Below are 18237 nucleotides of genomic sequence, written 5' to 3' on the forward strand. Positions count from 1 at the left end.
CGTCGAATCGGGGGCCGCCGATGCACGTGATGCCGCCAACGAAGCATCGTCACGATGGGATGGACATCTCAGGAGCGTCGTCCGGCAGGGTGAGATTCAACTTGCGCGCTAATGGCACCAGCGCAAAGCCCTGAATGAACAGTCCGTAGAGAACCACGGCAAGTGCAATCGGAGGCATGGAGGCGCCCCAGCTCACCCCAGAGGACCAAGCCGTGATGGCCATGGCGATGGGCACTGCACCACGGAGGCCGGCCCAGCACACAAAGATTCGCTCCCCAGCGCTGAAAGGAGTCCGCCACAGGAAGAGATGCACCATCAGCAAGCGCACCAGCTGCATCACGAGGAACAACAACAACGCAAGCGCTGCTGAATGGACGACGTCCTGGGGGTTCACCACCAGGCCCATGCAGAGGAACAGAAGCAACTCAGCCATTTTCGCGTAGCTGGAATGGGCCTCGGCAAGACGATCTTGATCAAGATTCTTGCTGTTGCCGAGCACCAACCCAGCCACATAAGCAGCCAGCAAGGGGCTTCCGCCCAGCAGCGATGTGCCTCCACTCAGCACCATCAGCAACGCCAGGCTGACCACGGGCAACATCGCTGATTGGTTGAGCCCCATCCGTGTCCCCAGCAACTGGACGGTCAAACTGCCGCCGAAAAAACCGATCAGGATGCCGAGCAGGAACTGACGCACGAGGTCCGTCACAAGCGATCCAGCTTCCATGCCGGAACCACCGGCCAGGGCTAACGCAAGACCAGCCAAGACAACAGCCATTGGGTCGTTGAAGCCCGACTCACACTCGATCAGATCAATCAGGGGCTTGGGCAAGCGTCCCTGCAAAGGCCTCAGCAAGGCGAGGACCGCCGAGGCGTCAGTGCTCGCCACCATGGCTCCAACAAACAGACATTTCGGCAACAGTGCCGCCATCGACCTCTCACCCTGGGCCAGGCCAAGCCCAAGGGCCACCAGCGTGATCAGCGCCGCGGTCATCAGCACGCCAATCGTGGCCAATCGACCCGCTGGTTTAATCACGCCACGCACGGATTGCCAATTGGTGGTGAGCCCGCCGAAGAACAGCACCAGCACGAGGGCCGCTTCCGTGATCTGCTGCGCTTGATCGAGGTTCAGCAGGGTGATCTGCTTGGTGCCGACCACATCCACATGGTTGTCAATCAGCAAGCCGAGCAAGAGCACCATGAGGATGCCCGGCACACGAACCCGTGCCGCCAGATCATCGAGGAGCACCGCCACGAGCAGCAATCCCCCGAAAGCCACCAGATAGAGCGACAGGCCATTGTCCAAGTGGAGTGCAGTTGCGGTTTGAAAGGGTTCTAGCCTGCCGCAAATACAACGTCCTGTGATGGCCGAGACACCGTCGAGCCCTGCACCAGCTGCCAAGGCCAAACCGGCCCTAAAGAAGGGTGCTCTGGTGCGGGTGAACCAATCCGCCTATGCGGGCAGCCTCGAAGCAGGAGCCAGTGATCCCCAACCTCCTGCCTACATCTTGGAAGGGCCGGGTGAAGTGCTGGTTGTGAAAGGTGACTACGCCCAAGTGCGTTGGCGTCGCCCGGTTCCTGACGTTTGGCTGCGGATGGATCAGCTGGAACCGTTCTCCTGAGGGTTGAGAGCGTCTTCAACGCTGGACACGGCTGCCGGCACCGACTGAATCGCTTCAGGCAGTCTCCAGAGCGCTCCGCCAAGAACAGCCGACAACGATTCCAGGCTGTCGAGAATCGGTTCAGAACCGTGGCGCACCCTGGCCTGAGCCGCTGTTGAAGCAGCTAGCCAGGGGTTCCATCCCGCCAACAGCACAACACTGCGGTACGCACTGGGCCATGGATTCTCGGGTAGTAAGGCTTCCAGTGCTTCAAATTGCCGAGCAGCCTCCTCAGGACGATTCCCAAGGACGGCGAGCAAAGCCAAATTCCAGCGTGCCTGAACATCGGATGAATTTTGCGCCAGGCGATCCATCGACTCCGCTTGCACCACTTGCCGATAGTTGAAATGGCCGTCAAGCATGTGCTCAGTGGCCACACTGCTGAACACGGGATCAAGACCTTGGGGCCCAACTGCCATCCCTGATGCGAGCTCAGGGAAACGGTGTTCGAAACCGACCGGTGCAGGCGCACTCGCACGGCGACGCCACAACGAATAACTGCCACCTTCCGGCCTGGGGAACACCTCCACCTGCTGAAAGACCCCGCTGTCGCGGATGGCCTGATCGAAGACTCGGGCAGCTTTGCGAACCGAACCTTGGTTGCCCTCCGCCAATAACACCCAGGTGGCGTGACGCAAAGCCGGCTGAATGTGATCAGGACTGCCACCGAGCTGGCGGCCAACCAGCTGCCCGCCGTTGCGGCGACCGTAATAACTCACATTGTGTTGATTGAGGTCAGGCGTGCTGGGCACCACGATCAGGGTTGCCGGTTCGGCAGTGGGATCGGCTCCACCGGCCCGAGCAACGATGGCCTCGAGGGGTTGCGCGTTGGTGAGGCGAAGACGAGCGCTTTGGGTCAGCCAAGACGATGCCAGCACCGCCAAACCACCTGCGGCTAAGGCAACGCCAGGAAGCCAGTGCGACCGGGAAGGCCAGCGCTGACGGATCGACTCCCCCCACTGCCACCAACCACGCGTGAGCAAGAGCAGCAAGGACGGCAACAGCGGTGCGATGTAACGCGCATCCTTGTTGGGACTGAGGTTCGTGACCAGCCATCCCAACAGCAACGTTCCGATCAACCAGCACCAGGCATCACGGCAATCCGTTCCCAGGGTCACAGAGGAAGCCCCTCTGAGACGCTGCTTCCAAATCCACACCAGCACCCCAGCGATCCCTAGGCAGAGCACCACCCAACCGATCTGACCGGGCAGCACACGCAAGTACCACAACCAGCCCTCAAGACTGAACACAGCAGGATCTCCCTCACGGGCCGCTGACTCGATCACTGCGCGGTTGGTGCCGCCAAGAGTGGTAATCCAGTTGTGACGCAGCCATGGGAGCACAGCCAGCAGCACCAAGCCGAAACCAGCCATTGCCTGCAGTCGTCGGCCCTTGCCGATGCGCTGCGCCGTCAACAGACACCACCCCAGAGCGGGCAGAAGCACCAGCAGGGAGCTCTGTTTGACCAGAAGCGCTGCGGCCACAGCGGCGGCGGCCAACCCGGCTTGCCACCAGCGGCCACCACCCTGGGGAGCCCACCAGGCACCCAGCCGCCAAAGCGCCAGCGTGACCATGGCCATCAATGGCAGTTCAAGGACGTAATCGGTCCGCAACTCCAACAGCATCGGAGCCAGCACCACTGCCGAAACAGCCAGCAAGGCGAATGCCCTTGCCTTCCGCAACGGTCGCAGTAACTGGAGGGCCCAACCCGCTGTTGCGACGAGGAGTAACGCATTCCAGAGACTCAGACTCCAGGCGGCCTGCGAGGGTGAATCTCCCGCCAAGGCCATCACGGAACCGTTCACCAGCGAGGCCAACGGCGGAATCTTCGGCGATAGATCCAGCAAAGCGTTCCAACCCTGCCAATCACCCCCTGCCAGAACACCCAAAGCACGACCATGATCCAGCGCGCTGTTGAGGTAGTCGGCCTGGTCCCAGGAGGGAAGAGCCGTGTGTTGACTCCACCAAAGCCGATCCGCCGCTGTCGCCATCAGCCAGAGCAGCAGCAGCCCTAAGCGAAACCCAACCAACCCCATCAGACGATCTCCAGGCGACGGCGTTCGTCTTGCAGCCGTTTGCGACGCTGCCGCGCTTCCCGCAGCATCTCCCGGCCATCGTGAAGGTAGTTGTCGACATACCCCATCGTGTACCGCTCAAGCTCCGCAATGGCGTCTTCCACCTGAGAGAGACAGTGATAGACGCTCAAACCGAAACCGTTCGCAGAGGGTGGTGTGGGAAGCGACTGAAAAAGCGTCTTGACTTTGTCGAGACGGATACGGCTCTGTTCGAGATAGTTGCAAAACGCTTCCATCAGCGCATCGTCATAGGGGTCAGCCGACAGGGCGCGCAGTTCCCCGGCAAACGGATTGATCACCTGACCGAGCAACCGGTCAATAGGGACATAGACCTTCTGAAGCCAGGTGGCCAGCTCCTGATCAGCACTGGCACCCTGTCCTGAAGCGCGTCGCGCCGCCTGACTGGCGCGCGCGTTGCGCGCCCCGCGGGCACGGGCTTCGTCACGGGCCAAACCACTCTGCCGATCGAAAGCACGACGGCTCTGCGGATCTCCGAGCTGCTCCCAGGCAGCATTAAGAGCAAGGATGGTTTCCTCATCGCCACCCGCATCGGGATGGTGCTGTTTCACCAAGCGGCGATACGCTGCTTTCAACTCCTCCTGCGTGGCACTCGACGCCACCTGGAGCACGGCATAAGGGTCAGTAGATGGGTCGTGGCCCGCAGCGTTGAAGCTCAAAGCTGACCATCCCGCCGGGCCGGCAGGACCGAGGCAGCACTGAACATCGGTGTCGAGAGATAGCGCTCTCCAAAGCTGGCAAGAATCACCACGATGCGACGACCCTCCATCGAAGGTCGCTGGCCTAGACGCAGTGCGGCGGCCACAGCGGCACCACTGCTCACTCCGGACAGCAATCCTTCTTCTCTGGCCAGACGACGACCAATGTCCATGGCTTGGTCATCGGAAATGGTCATCACCTCATCAATCAGATCAGGATCAAGCACGGGAGGAACAAATCCAGCCCCAATGCCCTGGATGCGATGGGGACCGGCGGATCCACCCGACAGAACCGGACTGGCTGCGGGCTCAACTGCAACAACCTGCAGATTCGGCTGACGCTCCCGCAGCACCCTTGCACAACCGGTGATGGTGCCACCGGTTCCAACACCGGCGACGAAGGCATCGAGAGAACCACCAGTGTCGCTCCAGATCTCTTCAGCGGTGGACTGCGCATGCACGGCTGGATTCGCCGGATTGTCGAACTGCTGCAGCAGATACGCACCTGGGATTTCGTTCACCAACTCACGGGCCAACGTGATGGCACCCTGCATGCCCTCACTGCCTGGGGTGAGCTGAAGCTCGGCGCCGTAGGCGCGAAGCATCGATCGCCGCTCCGTGCTCATCGTGTCGGGCATCGTGAGGATGAGCCGGTAACCACGGGCTGCAGCCACCATGGCTAACGCGATGCCCGTGTTGCCACTGGTGGGCTCCACCAACACGGTTTGCCCGGGTTCGATGGTGCCGTCACGCTCGGCAGCCTCCACCATGGCGCCAGCAATTCGATCCTTTACCGAGGCCGTCGGATTAAAGCTTTCGAGCTTCGCGAGAATCTCAGCCTTGCAATCAAAGGCCTGAGGCAAACGGTTCAGCCTCACCAGAGGGGTGCGTCCCACAAGCGCGGTGATGTCAGGAGCGATGGGCATGCGGGTCGGGTGACTGAGGCTCCTTGACATCCACTCATGATCGAGGCAACAGCTCACGGATCCAGGTGGAGATGTCAACAGCGATCTGAATCGTCAGCGTAAGCAATGACGACAGTCATGAAGCGGACGGCCTGATCCAGGAGGCCGTCCGCTCTTGAGCCCAAAGGCCAAAAAAAAGCCCCCTCGTTGAGGGGGCCGATCAAGCTGATCAGGAGGTGATCAGAACTTGAAGGTGGTCTTGATGAGACCGCCGAAGTTGGAGAAGGTGTTGTCGTTGTCGCCGACGGGCTCACCGTCAGGTCCGAGGCCACCGCCGCCAAGGCCAGCAGTTCCTTGTCCGAGAGGACGGCTCAGGTAGAAGAGCGCAGGAGTCACAGAGATGTTGTCGGTGACTTGGAACATGTACCACCATTCCCAGGCGTAGTTGCCATCGCCGATGAACTCGCTGCCTTCGTAGTCGGAGTCGAAGTCGACGCCGGTGATGAAGGTGGACTGGCCGACGGCCATACCAGCGGCATTGCCTTTCAGGAAGACATCAGACCACTGCAGACCCACGTACCAAGACTGGGAAGTGGCGCTGTCAGCGAAGGTGCTGGAGTCGTTATCGATGTTGGTGGTGTTGATACCCCAACCGGTGCTGATGCTCGGGAACCAGCTGGCTGATTCAGGAGACCAGTAAGCACTCAGGCCGAAGGAATTGGTGACTCCAAGGCCAGCGAAAGAAACGGCTGCAGGAGTGCCGTTGCCGCTGTAGATGCCAATTCCGTTATCGCCGGAAGCGTAGTTGTACGCAGCAGCGATACCCCAGTTGTCATCGGTGTAAGCGATCTGCACGGTGCCGTTAGAGGCAGCGCAATCGGTACCGATACCACCACAGTTGTCGGTGAAGTCTTCGCCGATGAAGTCGTCGTCATCGCTGACGAACAGACCAGGATTGGGGTCGGAAACGAAGCCGTTAGCGCTGACATAGTTAGCGCTGATGCTGAAACCATCTTTCGCCCAGCTCAGGCCACCACCTTGACCCAGGGCCAGGTTGTAGGCACCAGGTGCACCGGCGTAGGTGAAGAAGTCGAGAACAGTGTCAGCGGGGTATGCGCTGGGCCAAACAGCCAGCATGTCGTCCTGACGAACCAAGCCACCAACAGTTGCGGTGAAGTTCTCACCGATGGGGAACTGGTACCAGACGCGGTTGATGGTGACGCTGTTGGGACCGGAGGGCTCTTCGAAAGCCGTCTCCATGGTGGTCATGCCGTTGCCGAACACGGAAGAACCGAAGTTGCCGGCACGCAGCATGGTGCGCAGCAGGTCCTTACCCGTGAAGCTGGTGTCCAGGAACAGACGGGTGTCGTAGTTGAAGGTGGTGGCGCCCTGAGTGGCAGCGTAGAAATCGGCAGCGCCGTCCACGTTGCTGGACGCAGTGGAAGCACCGATCACGAAGGTGGTTTGACCCTTCAGCTTGGTGGTGGTGGAGAACTGAGTGGCTTCCAGTTCGCCCACGCGAGCTTCCAGACCGTCAACACGGCCCTTGAGGATTGCGAGCTCTTTCTCGAACTCCATCACAAGTCGCTTCACCTCGTCGGTCACTTCGGTGACGCGGTCGAGACAAGCGTTCAGGAGTGCGGCCGCTTCGAAGCGGGTCATCGCACGGTTACCGCGGTAGGAACCGTCGGGGTAGCCAGCGACGCAGCCGTAGCGCTCGATCAGGTTGCTCAGAGCCTGATAAGCCCAGTCCGTCGGGTAGACGTCAGAGAACTGATCGATGCTGGTGACCTGCTCGCCAGTAGAGGCGTAGTCGGCGACACCAGCAACATTGACCTCAGTTGCACCAACAGCGACAGGAGCCAGCAGGCCCAGGGCAGCAGGAGCAACCAGCAGTTGCTTGAAAAGTTTCATAGGAAGAAGGGTCCTCACACAGACCGACGCATAGCGTCAGCTGCACCCTGATTGGGCCCCGACCTCGAATCCATTGGTCGTGTGACACAAGCAACCCTGGCCTGTATCAAACGACACACTACAAAAAAGTTCAGCTCGATACCAAACTGACTCTATTGTCGAGCTCTGCACCATGTGGCCGCGATCAAGCATGGATAGATAAGGCAGGCTGAGGATGCTCTATCAAAACGATGCCCCCGGCCGAAGTACGGTCGGGGGCTCTCGCCGGGTCCGCTCTGGCGCGGAACCGATTGATCAGTCAGAAAATGGTGCCGTCAGCCGGCGTTCTCCGCGATCAGCAGACCCTGCATCAAAGAACTGGAACTCATGGACACCTCCTCCTGAAGGATTGTGAATGCCGGCAACGCCTTCGAAATCAACCTCACTCCGAAGAGTGAAGCCCGATCTCACGCCACTGCATCCCGTACAAACCAACCCTACCTAGATCCAACGGGACTGTGGACCCTCTGTACGCTCCGAGGCCATGGCCCACACGTTCCCCTGGCGCCTGCTGCTGATTCTTTGGGTCACAGCAGCACTGCTTTCCTGCATTGGCCTTGGCAACCTGCCGCTGAAAGATTTCGATGAAGCCACCGTCGCCCGTGTGGCGCTGGAGTTTCATCAGGGCACAGGCGAAGCCCCACTGCTTCCAGTTCTCTGGAATGAGCCGTATCTCAACAAGGCACCCGGCCTGCACCTGATCATCGCAACGCTGATCGGCATGACGAACTCACAGGGTCTTCCCTCGGAATGGGTGATCCGCATCGCGCCAGCTTTGCTTTCAAGCTTGATCGTGCCGCTGGGCGGATTGCTGCAGTGGCAGCTGCGCCCCGGCGATCGCGACAGCTGCCTTGGCACCAGCGCAATTTTGCTGTCACTCCTGCCGATCGCCCGCCATGGACGACTGGCGATGCTGGACGGCACCCAACTCACCGTGATGGCTGTGTTGTGGATCGGCTTGCTTCGCCTGCATCGGACACGCCATCCCGCGGGAATCAGCTTGTTGACTGGGCTTGCAGCCAGCGGAATGCTCCTGCTGAAGGCCCCATTGCTGTTACCGGCCGCTGCCGCCGGCCTGGCTGCCGTAGGGCTGGGCCAGGAATGGCGGCATTGGCGATTGACCACCGCAGCCCCAACCCTGCTGATCGGCGTCCTTCCCGGCATCGCTTGGCATCTTTGGCATGCCTGGCACCGGGGCGCCTCTGCGCTTTGGCTTTGGGGAGGCGATGGCGCCGGCCGTGTCCTGCTAGAAGCAGGTGAAGGGAGTGACCTCGGCTGGCGGGTGCCCTTGATCGAGCTCTTGGAGGGGGGATGGCCCTGGCTCCTGCTCTTCCCGATCGCCCTCTTTGGGGCCTGGCATGCACGCCAATCACGCTGGGGCTATTGGAGCCTGAGCACCCTGGCGGTTCTTGCTGCAGCAATCCTGCCACTACGCACCCAGTTGCCCTGGTACAGCCATCCCCTCTGGCTTCCATTCGCACTGCTGTGCGCACCACTACTGGCATGGATGGTCAACCGAATGCCCTGGCCATCAGGCGCAGTGCCGATGCGCAGGATCCTGGCTGTGATCCCAGCACTGTGGGCAGGCCTTGGAGGACTTCTCTTGATTGCGGGAGTGGCCAGCCTGACGCCGGCCGCTCAAGCCCTCATCGATTACCGGTCACCTGCTTTGGCAGTTGGGGCTGGCTGGTGCACCGGCGGAATCTTGCTGATGCAGAACACACAGAGCAGACGACAACTGGGTGCCTTGAGCTTGGTGATCGGCAACGTGACCGCTCTCGCGATCGTCTTTCACTCTCCTCTCTGGCTGTGGGAACTCAACGAAAGCTGGCCCGTCAGGCCCGTAGCCGGGATCACAGCGAGCACAAGCCTGTCTCCGATCCGCCTCAAGGGCTTCGATGAACGCCCAAGCCTGAACTGGTACGCCGAACAAAGGATTCGCCGCGAGCAATCGAACGACGGCAAAAACCTTCGACTCAGTGATCAGCCACAACCCAACTGCAAAATCCTTGCCAACACAGGCGACTGGACCTTGTCTGACTGCGATAACATGAGCATGAAGAACGAATAACGTGTCTTACAGCGCAACAGACCATGCCGATAAGAATCAAGGACTTTCAATTATCCTGCCCACATTTAATGAGTCAGGATCAATCAAGGGGGTCATTACCTCTCTCCTGAATCACACCAAGAGTCATGCTGTTGAACTCCTGATTGTCGACGACGATTCGGCTGATGGCACAGCAGACATCGTTCGAACGCTCGCCAGGCAGGATTCAAGAATTCGCATCATTCAACGGGTCGGCCGCTCAGGCCTTGCCAGCGCCATCAAAGAGGGGCTGATCGCAGCCGTTCATCCGATCGCCATCGTCATGGATAGCGATGGCCAGCACGAACCTTCATCTGTGCAGATGGCCTTCAAAGCGTTAAGCGCGAACAATGACCTGGTCGTGGGCAGTCGCTTTCTGGACCAGTCAGAAATCCGTGGACTGAGCAGCCGTCGCACCGATGGCTCAACCATGGCCAACCGCATGGCACGGTGGAGTCTTCCCAAGAGCTATGCACACCTCACGGATTACATGAGTGGTTTCATCGCGCTCAAGGTTGAGCGCTGTCTTCCATTCATACGCAAGGTCGATGTCAATGGTTTCAAGTTTCTCTATGAATTACTGGCCATCAGCAAAGGTCAGCTTTCTATCGTTGAAATCCCCCTACATTTTCAGCCACGACTGTATGGAAGTTCAAAGCTTGACTATGCCGTGCTTTGGGACTTCGTGATCTCTTTAATCCACACATCGACGTTTCGGATTTTGCCGAGACGTGCTATCAGCTTTGGCCTCGTCGGCGCATCAGGCGTGGTGATTCAATTGCTGAGCACGTTCATCCTGATGACGATCGGGTTGAGTTTTCCGCAATCTCTTCCCCTTGCCGTCATCACGGCGGCAAGCTCCAATTATCTCATCAACAACATCCTTACCTTTGGAGATCGACGCCAGAAAGGGCGTCAACTGATTAAAGGTCTGTTGAAATTTTTGCTGGTTGCCTCACTGCCTTCTCTGGCCAATGTGGGCTTGGCAACAGGGTTTTACAACATGATTCAATCCCATGCTGTTCTGGCGCAGCTAGCGGGAATCATTGTGGTTTACATCTGGAATTACGCCGCGTCCTCCCGCTTTGTGTGGAACACACCCTGAATCGCGACCTGGATGACCTCGAGTGACGGGACACAGACCAGATCGAGCCAGGCACCAGCTGGCATCTGGGCGCCGGTGCTGCTGGGGGTGGTTCTGCGTTTGGTGCACATCTGGATGCCCGTGGTGGGCATCCACAGCTGGCGGCAAGCGGACACTGCTGCCATGGCCAGGCACTTTGCTGGATTTGACACGCCGATCTGGTTGCCACAGATCGATTGGGGAGGAGCGTCACCCGGGTACGTGGAATCGGAATTTCCGCTGTTCCCCTTCCTGACGGGTCAGATCTATCAACTGTTCGGGGTGCACGAATGGATTGGCCGTGGCCTCTCGGTGCTGTTCAGTGCGCTCACCATTTGGCTCGTAATCCGACTGGGTCGACGTTGGTTCAATCCAGCGGCCGGGTGGTGGGGTGGCATGGCTCTGGCGGTGGCCCCGCTCGGTGTTTACTACGGCCGCGCCTTTCAAGCGGAGGCTCTGCTGCTGTTCTGTGCAGCAGGAGCGTTGGAAGCCCACAGCCTCTGGGTGGAACGGCGGGCCTCGTGGGCACTCGCTTTGAGCTGGTTGTGCTTCACAGGAGCTGCCTTGATCAAAGTGATTCCCTTGCTTTGGCTTGGCCTTCCCCTACTGCTTCTCCATCTCACCCCATCCCCTCAAGCGGCGGCAGACCCCCCTCAACAGACGCTGCAACGACTGCTGCGTTTGCTGCTTAATCCTTGGTTCTGGGTTTACACAACCACCGCTCTAGCGGTGACTTCAGCCTGGTATTTGCATGCCTACCAATTGGGCGAGAGCAGCGGTCTGACCTTTGGCTTTTGGGGAGAGGACAGCGATCGCAGCAACATTCAACTGGTGCTGAATGGGTCGAGCTGGTTAAACCTCGCCATCCGTGTCGGGCTTCGAGCACTGCTCGTAGTGGGGATTCCCTTCCTGATGATCGGCGCCATTCGCGGCTGGAGCGTTGGTGGTGGGCGCATCGCCCTCGGAGGTGGAATCGGACTTTTGTTCTGCACCGTGGCGACCATGCGATCCAGCACGGTGCATGAGTACTACCAGTTCCCGTTGTTGCTGTTCAGCTCGCCCCTTGTGGGACTGGGATGGCAAACCTGGCACTCCCATCAGCGTCGCTGGTTGGTCCGAACGTTGCTCTGCATCACCTTGCTCATCAGTGTGATGGTGCTGTCGCTCGACTACTGGGCGGTGGAAGCGAGGCAACGCAGGATCTGGATGCCGCTCGCTGAGACCATTCGACGCGAGCTCCCCGCAGACGCTCGCATTGTGAGTGTCACCGGACCGGATCCAACTCTGCTCAACCTGGCACGTCGCCAAGGTTGGCTGATCGCCAGCCAAAAGCTCACCCCAGAGCGCATCCAGAAGTTGAGAGATGCCGGAGCCAGCCATCTGGCAGGCAGTTTCCTGTGGCAGGAGACCTACAGCCCACTGACTGACAAACAACGAGCCAGGCTGGAACAGCTGGCCGTTTCCAGCACAGCCCCTTGGATCGGCCCACAGAAGCAGACTTATTTGCTTCCGATCGAGGATCTACCAGGCGACTTCTGATCCCAGCGCCGTTCAGGATGATCAGGCAATCGTTCAGTTCAACGATGAACAGGAGCGAGGCTCAATTGCCATCTCAGCTGAGGCTGCAATCTCGGCAGACGCACGCTGCAAGACCACCGTGCCTGCACGACAGTGCACCAATCGGTAGTCCCCGGATTCAACAAGGCGCGTGAGCTTGCGCCGGATCAAGCGTTGCTGATTGCGCTCAAGCTCAAACACAGGCGCCAACGGCCCATAGTGACCAGGAAATGCCACCACCCAATCGACCGACTGAGGCTCATCGGAACGATCGAGATACTGGATGGACTTGGGGAAACGGATCAGCACCTCCCGCTGCGCCAGCGAAGGTAAAACAGGCGTATCAGCCGACACACTGGCCTGGTCAGGAATCAAGGCAACAGCTTCCCGCAGCGCAGCACGGCGTTCGAGCATCGCAGCTGGGGAGACATGAACCCAGGGTGAAAAGCTGTCGGGCACAAGCGCCGAGAGGCTGCGATGGGGATTCGCCACCAGGGTCAGAGTGAGACCGAGTCCCAGAGCACCCACCCAGCAGCGACGGATCCAACGCTTCGACCAGAGCGAGAGGTGGCGCTGCCACCACAGAACAGAACCTAGGTAGAGACCGGGCACCAGAGCCAGCACGTAGCGGAGCGTGACGGAGAGTGCCGAGCGACCTTGCGACACCAGTGCAATCAGGAGGGGGGCCGCCACCAGCAAGGCTGAATCCACCGACAGCAATGGAATCAGCAGCAGAGGCAGACTGAGCGCCAAGAGAAAACCCAAAGTGGCAGCAGGGGGAGACACAATCGCCTGCAGCAGCGCCAGAGGATGCCGCAGCATGGCGAGCAGCACCGACAGGGTGCCTCCCGACACGTCATCCACGAGATGGCCGAACTTTTCCTGAAGAAAACGGTCGGACAGAGAGGAATCAACGGCCGGTTGGATCCAGCCGGTAACCAGTAGCACCCACAGAAAAGACGCTGCCATCAGACCGACTCCGCTCCAGCGTGCACCGGGCTGACGCACCAGGGCCCAAAGGCCCAACGAGAACAAGACAAGACCGCTGTCTTCCCGCACCAGCAGAAGCATCACGGCGACAAGCACCAGCTGACGCCGGCGCTGCTCCAAGAGTGCTTCCACCACAAGGAATCCGAGCAAAGGAAGCCAGATCAGATCATGAAAGTTTTCAAGAGCCGGGCCGATCACGGCACCACTGAGGTAGTAGGCAGCGGTCAGCCGGATCGCCAGTGACGCCGGGAGTCTCCGGACGGCAATCCTCCAAAGCACCAGGCCTGCGGCCGTCAACACGACCACCTGGACCAGGGGAAGCGCCCAGCTCCCGATCAGAGCCACCAGTGGAGCGATGAGCAACGTGAGGAAATTGGCGTGTTGGCCGAGATGCAGATAAGCCACCGACGGCAGTTCACCGCCCACTTTCACAGCCGCAGACAAAACCGATGACAGGCTGCTTTCAAACGGACGCCCCTGAGCCGTTGACCAGAGTTCTTGCAGAAAGAGCGCCTGGTCATAGGTGGCACTGAGACTCTCCAGCCGCCAGATCTGAATCGCCAAACACACCAGAAAGAAACCTGCCGCCAGAGCCTTCACCCCTCCTGGCATCGGACCTTGTGATGGAACCGCAGATGCGGTGGATTCACTCATGCAAGCCTGACGTCCAATGGGAGCAGATTAAGGAGCCTCTGCCTCGCTCCCAGGTGCATGCCATTCAGCCGTTCCCAACAGAACCCGCGTGCGCAGAAGCAGAAGCAAGGCCGATCCATAAAGCACAAGCTCGCCCCACTCCTGATCACGGTTATGGAGCAGTTCAGAAAAGGATTGCGTCGCAACGCAGTAAGCAATCACGGCCACGAATAGAAACAGGGGCCAGCTGTACGAGGCTGGCAACAGAGCCAAAACAAGCGAGCGTTGCTCGGGAGACTGATGGCGAAGCAATCTCCGGGCGACCTGCGGAGCCAGCACCACAGTCAGCAACACAACCAGCATCGCCAAAAACGTGAAGCCATCCAGACGATCCTGAAACCAGCCGATGTTGTGCAGGGTTGTTTCCTGCTGAGCGTTGATCGTTCGGATCGCTTCTGGGGTCTGCCAGCTAAAGATCACCTGCCCCCAGGCCAGTTCCTCCAGAAGCAACAGCCCCAGAAGAGCAACAAAGCCTCTGGCCAGCCAACCAGGGCGCGCATCATCGAGCCGGCGGAACAGGTCATCGCCAATCAGCCAGCTCACACGGATTGCCGCGACGAGGAGCAGCACTTGCCCCCACTCGACCAGACCACCTTCGCCGAAGACCAGGCGCTTATAAGCATCGAGGTCTGGGGAACTGAGCTTCAGCCCCATGATCAACAGCACCATCGCGACAACCAGAAGCCACACCGCGACTTGCCGGGCGCGATTCGCCCCAGGATCGTCATCGGCAAGAAGGCGAACCAACACACCCGACGCGCGTCCCCAGACGCCGAAAGCAAGCAGCACCAGAGCAAGAACCCACCAGCCTGAATCAGCTGCTGTGCCCCTGATGATCCACAACACCAGCTGAATGAAGGCCACAAGACCACACACACCGCCAATACCGAGAAGGCCGTTCAGGAACCAGCTCTTCAAACGGACTCCCCTGACGTAGCGAAGCGACACGCAATAGCTCTCACGATGAAGTGGAAGTTAAGCGCCGAAGCCAACAAAAAAGGGGCCCCAAGGGGCCCCAAATCGAGAGGATTCGTCCGATCAGAGGGCGTTGCCGCGGGGCAGAACCTCTTCAGGGAAGACGAAGTTTTCGTGCGGCTGGTCAGCCGGTGCCATCCAGGCACGCAGACCTTCATTCAGAAGAATGTTCTTGGTGTAGAAGGTCTCGAATTCGGGATCTTCTGCAGCGCGGATTTCCTGGGACACGAAGTCATAGGCGCGCAGGTTGAGAGCCAGACCGATGATGCCGATGGAGCTGGTCCACAGGCCCATCACAGGCACGAACAACATGAAGAAGTGCAGCCAGCGCTTGTTGGAGAAGGCGATCCCGAAGATCTGGCTCCAGAAGCGGTTGGCGGTGACCATGGAATAGGTCTCTTCTTCCTGGGTGGGCTCGAACGCCTTGAAGGTGTTGGCCTGCTCGCCATCCTCAAACAAGGTGTTTTCCACGGTGGCGCCGTGAATGGCGCAGAGCAGTGCACCGCCGAGAATGCCGGCGACGCCCATCATGTGGAAAGGATTCAGGGTCCAGTTGTGGAAGCCCTGAAGGAAGAGGAGGAAGCGGAAGATCGCGGCCACACCAAAGGAGGGCGCGAAGAACCAGCTGCTCTGGCCGAGGGGATACATCAGGAAGACACTGACGAACACTGCAATCGGACCGGAGAAGGCGATGGCGTTGTAAGGACGAATGCCGACCAGACGTGCAATTTCGAACTGACGCAGCATGAAGCCGATCAGAGCGAAGGCACCGTGCAGCGCCACGAAGGCCCAGAGGCCGCCGAGCTGACACCAGCGCACGAAATCGCCTTGGGCCTCAGGGCCCCAAAGCAGCAGGAGGCTGTGACCCATCGCATCAGCGGGGGTTGAAACAGCAGCAGTCAGGAAGTTGCAACCTTCCAGGTACGACGAGGCGATGCCGTGGGTGTACCAGGAGGTGACAAAGGTGGTGCCTGTCAGCCAGCCACCAATGGCCAGATAGGCCGTCGGGAAGAGAAGGATGCCGGACCAGCCGACAAAAACGAAGCGGTCGCGCTTGAGCCAGTCATCGAGGACGTCAAACCATCCCCGCTGTGGCGCACGTCCTACAGCGATCGTCATGAGAAGAGCTTCATGAAGCTTTACGCGCCGAGCCTAGTTGGCGCCAGAGATTCTGTGGGCACCAGACGTGGAATTAAAGGCAGACATGAGTAGAAATGCTCACGACTTCAGGAGCAGCTTCCATCCGCGAAGATGGCGAGAGAAATAAGGATGCCTCTGTGTACGTGATTGAGCTGGCTCTTCGCATGAGCCCCATGCCGGTGTCCGTGCAACGCAAGGAAAGCGAGGCCGCTGAAGCCCTCTATCAGCAGGTGCGCACTGCACTTGAGCAGGGACAGCCTCGCCTGCTTGAACTCACCTGTGAAAAGGTTGAAGGCAAACGCCTCAGCGTGCTCACCAGCGATCTGCTGGCTGTTCAGATCTACGAAAAGACAGCCGCTACCGGTGGCACCAAACGTCCAGGGTTTTCATTCGAAGCCTGAATGCCTGTGCAACATGGAGCCGGGCAAGCGGGACTGCGGTTTGAGCGGGTCAGCTACAGCTGGCCCTGCGGCACCCGTGCGCTTGATCGCTGCAGCTTTCAGATTTCCGGTCCAGGCCTCTGGATGCTGGTGGGCAGCAATGGCAGCGGCAAAAGCACGTTATTTCGGATTTTGAGTGGTCTGATCAAGCCCCAATCGGGGCACATTGATTGCAAGCTTCGCCCGGCACTGGTGTTCCAGAACCCGGACCACCAACTTTTGCTTCCCAGTTGCGGCAGCGAAGTGCTGCTGAACTTGCCCCCTGGGCTCGATCAAACGATGCAGCGACGCAGGATCAAACATCTCTTGGAACAAGTGGGGATGGCGGGCATGGCATCACGCCCTATTCACACACTCAGCGGAGGACAAAAACAACGGCTTGCCATCGCTAGCGCCCTGGCCAGTGACGCCAACCTGCTGCTGCTTGACGAGCCCACTGCGCTGCTCGACCCCACCAGCCAGACCGCGATCCTCACCACCGTCCAACAGCTTTGCCACCGATCCAGCAATCCCTTAACAGCACTTTGGATCACCCATCGACTCGGCGAACTTGACCATGCCGACGGAGCCGCCCAAATGGAACGGGGTCGCATCGGTCACTGGCAGAACGGCCCGGCTCTGCGTCGCCGGCTTGAACCCCTTGCCGGACGGCAGGGCTGAGGGGTAAGTTCTTCCCGTCACATTCCTCGGTAGCTCAGCGGTAGAGCGGTCGACTGTTAATCGATTGGTCGCAGGTTCGAATCCCGCCCGGGGAGTTTCATGGTCAACAGGCCGCGTCTGAAGTCCTCAGGCGCGGTTTTTTATCTGTGAAATCAAATCCATCCATCGGGATGACGCCGACGCGCCAATCGCAGCACGCGTGCGCATTGGCTCAAAAAAGCCTCGAGCAATAGATTTTCTGTCACAAAGCCCCATGGAAAGCGAAGACTTTCTATAGAGGCCGACCCAAGCATCGATGGCCACAGAAGGCCAAATCGCTTTCAGCGCAAGGGATCAGCAGCGATTTCACCCACCCCTTCCCGATTACCCGATCAATGCAGGAGGTATGGAACCTTGAGAGAATCTGTCAAGCCATGACGCGGCCTAACCACGTCCACCACGTTCTCTTGCCGGCAAGTCGATGAAGCCCTGCATTTTGTTAATCGAAGATGACAGGGACATGCGCGAGTTGGTGGGTGGTCACCTGGAGCACAGCGGCTTTGATGTGCAAAGCGCTGACGACGGCATCAAAGGGCAAGCATTAGCTCTTCAATACAGCCCCGACCTAATTCTGTTGGATTTAATGCTGCCCAAGGTCGACGGTCTCACGCTTTGTCAGCGCCTGAGACGCGACGACCGCACTGCCGCAATCCCGATCCTGATGCTGACGGCCCTGGGTGGCACCAAAGACAAAGTCAGCGGTTTCAATTCAGGCGCTGATGATTACCTCACCAAACCGTTCGATCTCGAAGAGCTCCAAGTTCGCATCAAAGCACTGCTTCGCCGCAGCGATCGGGCTCCGGTTGGCACCAGCGGCAACCACCACGAAATTCTTAGTTACGGCCCGCTCACGCTCGTTCCGGAGCGCTTTGAAGCCATTTGGTTTGACAAGCCGGTGAGGCTCACCCACCTGGAGTTTGAACTGCTGCACTGTCTGTTGCAGCGGCATGGCCAGACCGTGGCTCCTTCGCTGATTCTGAAAGAGGTCTGGGGCTATGAACCAGACGACGATATTGAAACGATCCGCGTGCACGTGCGTCACCTGCGCACCAAGCTCGAGCCTGATCCCCGCAAGCCCCGCTTCATCAAGACGGTGTACGGAGCTGGTTACTGCCTTGAGCTCCCAACAGGTGCTCAGCTTGAAGGTCTTCAAGACGTGCTAGCCCAGGCGCGCCAAGATCGGGACCATAAAGATCAGGACAGTCGCGCCAGCGCTTGATCTCT

General features: G+C 59.3%; 15 protein-coding genes and 1 tRNA gene. 8 read left to right on the forward strand and 8 right to left on the reverse strand.

The annotated features are described in order from the left end of the window. Positions 1 to 49: 49 nt before the first annotated feature. Positions 50 to 1303 (reverse strand): cation:proton antiporter, encoded by a 1254-nt coding sequence (locus SynA1825c_RS11690; protein WP_186469444.1) that lies wholly within the window; start codon positions 1301 to 1303, stop codon positions 50 to 52. Between the two features lie 58 nt (positions 1304 to 1361). On the opposite strand from SynA1825c_RS11690, the gene ndhO reads away from it, so the two are divergent. Continuing rightward, on the forward strand, positions 1362 to 1619 hold the full coding sequence (gene ndhO, locus SynA1825c_RS11695) for an NAD(P)H-quinone oxidoreductase subunit O (RefSeq protein ID WP_186469445.1): 258 nt from the start codon (positions 1362 to 1364) through the stop codon (positions 1617 to 1619). Here ndhO and SynA1825c_RS11700 read toward each other — a convergent pair. From SynA1825c_RS11700 to SynA1825c_RS11715, 4 genes are all read right to left on the reverse strand, one after another. Continuing rightward, positions 1598 to 3694 (reverse strand): phospholipid carrier-dependent glycosyltransferase, encoded by a 2097-nt coding sequence (locus tag SynA1825c_RS11700; protein WP_186469446.1) that lies wholly within the window; start codon positions 3692 to 3694, stop codon positions 1598 to 1600. The genes ndhO and SynA1825c_RS11700 overlap by 22 nt on opposite strands. Further along, a complete protein-coding gene (locus tag SynA1825c_RS11705) occupies positions 3694 to 4410 on the reverse strand; it encodes a J domain-containing protein (RefSeq protein ID WP_186469447.1) in 717 nt (238 codons plus the stop codon). The genes SynA1825c_RS11700 and SynA1825c_RS11705 overlap by 1 nt, the downstream gene beginning before the upstream one ends. Beyond that, positions 4407 to 5375, reverse strand: a complete 969-nt coding sequence (cysK, locus tag SynA1825c_RS11710; RefSeq protein WP_186469448.1) for a cysteine synthase A — start codon at positions 5373 to 5375, stop codon at positions 4407 to 4409. Before cysK ends, SynA1825c_RS11705 begins: the two co-directional genes overlap by 4 nt. A gap of 219 nt (positions 5376 to 5594) precedes the next feature. Beyond that, positions 5595 to 7268 carry an iron uptake porin gene (locus tag SynA1825c_RS11715; protein ID WP_186469449.1) on the reverse strand — a complete coding sequence of 558 codons (1674 nt, stop codon included), beginning with the start codon at positions 7266 to 7268 and terminating at the stop codon, positions 5595 to 5597. 523 nt (positions 7269 to 7791) lie between these two features. On the opposite strand from SynA1825c_RS11715, the gene SynA1825c_RS11720 reads away from it, so the two are divergent. The 3 genes from SynA1825c_RS11720 to SynA1825c_RS11730 are packed head-to-tail and all read left to right on the forward strand — an operon-like array spanning position 7792 to position 12058. Then, positions 7792 to 9378: a glycosyltransferase family 39 protein gene (locus SynA1825c_RS11720; RefSeq protein WP_186469450.1), complete on the forward strand. Its 1587-nt coding sequence runs from the start codon at positions 7792 to 7794 to the stop codon at positions 9376 to 9378. Position 9379: 1 nt separating this feature from the next. Further along, a complete protein-coding gene (locus tag SynA1825c_RS11725; RefSeq protein WP_186469451.1) occupies positions 9380 to 10501 on the forward strand; it encodes a glycosyltransferase family 2 protein in 1122 nt (373 codons plus the stop codon). Positions 10502 to 10513: 12 nt separating this feature from the next. Then, positions 10514 to 12058: a glycosyltransferase family 39 protein gene (locus tag SynA1825c_RS11730; RefSeq protein WP_255478384.1), complete on the forward strand. Its 1545-nt coding sequence runs from the start codon at positions 10514 to 10516 to the stop codon at positions 12056 to 12058. Between the two features lie 33 nt (positions 12059 to 12091). On the opposite strand, the gene SynA1825c_RS11735 is transcribed toward SynA1825c_RS11730, so the two are convergent. The 3 genes from SynA1825c_RS11735 to psbD all read right to left on the reverse strand — a co-directional run bounded on the left by SynA1825c_RS11735 (position 12092) and on the right by psbD (position 15853). Continuing rightward, entirely contained in the window at positions 12092 to 13720 is a 1629-nt protein-coding gene (locus SynA1825c_RS11735; RefSeq protein WP_186469452.1) for a DUF2079 domain-containing protein, read from the reverse strand. A gap of 27 nt (positions 13721 to 13747) precedes the next feature. After that, entirely contained in the window at positions 13748 to 14707 is a 960-nt protein-coding gene (locus SynA1825c_RS11740) for a pectate lyase (RefSeq protein WP_186469453.1), read from the reverse strand. 90 nt (positions 14708 to 14797) lie between these two features. Next, the gene (gene psbD, locus SynA1825c_RS11745; protein ID WP_006041823.1) at positions 14798 to 15853 is read right to left on the reverse strand and encodes a photosystem II D2 protein (photosystem q(a) protein); all 1056 of its coding nucleotides are present in this window, start codon (positions 15851 to 15853) and stop codon (positions 14798 to 14800) included. Between the two features lie 158 nt (positions 15854 to 16011). Here psbD and SynA1825c_RS11750 point away from each other — a divergent pair, with 158 nt between their 5' ends. The 4 genes from SynA1825c_RS11750 to SynA1825c_RS11765 all read left to right on the forward strand — a co-directional run bounded on the left by SynA1825c_RS11750 (position 16012) and on the right by SynA1825c_RS11765 (position 18232). After that, the gene (locus SynA1825c_RS11750; RefSeq protein ID WP_186471197.1) at positions 16012 to 16275 is read left to right on the forward strand and encodes a hypothetical protein; all 264 of its coding nucleotides are present in this window, start codon (positions 16012 to 16014) and stop codon (positions 16273 to 16275) included. Further along, on the forward strand, positions 16276 to 16974 hold the full coding sequence (locus SynA1825c_RS11755) for an ABC transporter ATP-binding protein (RefSeq protein WP_186469454.1): 699 nt from the start codon (positions 16276 to 16278) through the stop codon (positions 16972 to 16974). A gap of 23 nt (positions 16975 to 16997) precedes the next feature. After that, positions 16998 to 17069 (forward strand) — tRNA-Asn (locus SynA1825c_RS11760). A 365-nt stretch (positions 17070 to 17434) separates the two neighbouring features. Next, on the forward strand, positions 17435 to 18232 hold the full coding sequence (locus tag SynA1825c_RS11765; protein WP_186469455.1) for a response regulator transcription factor: 798 nt from the start codon (positions 17435 to 17437) through the stop codon (positions 18230 to 18232). Positions 18233 to 18237 lie beyond the last annotated feature (5 nt).

The sequence above is a fragment of the Synechococcus sp. A18-25c genome, assembly GCF_014280035.1.
Taxonomy (GTDB): Bacteria; Cyanobacteriota; Cyanobacteriia; order PCC-6307; family Cyanobiaceae; genus Synechococcus_C.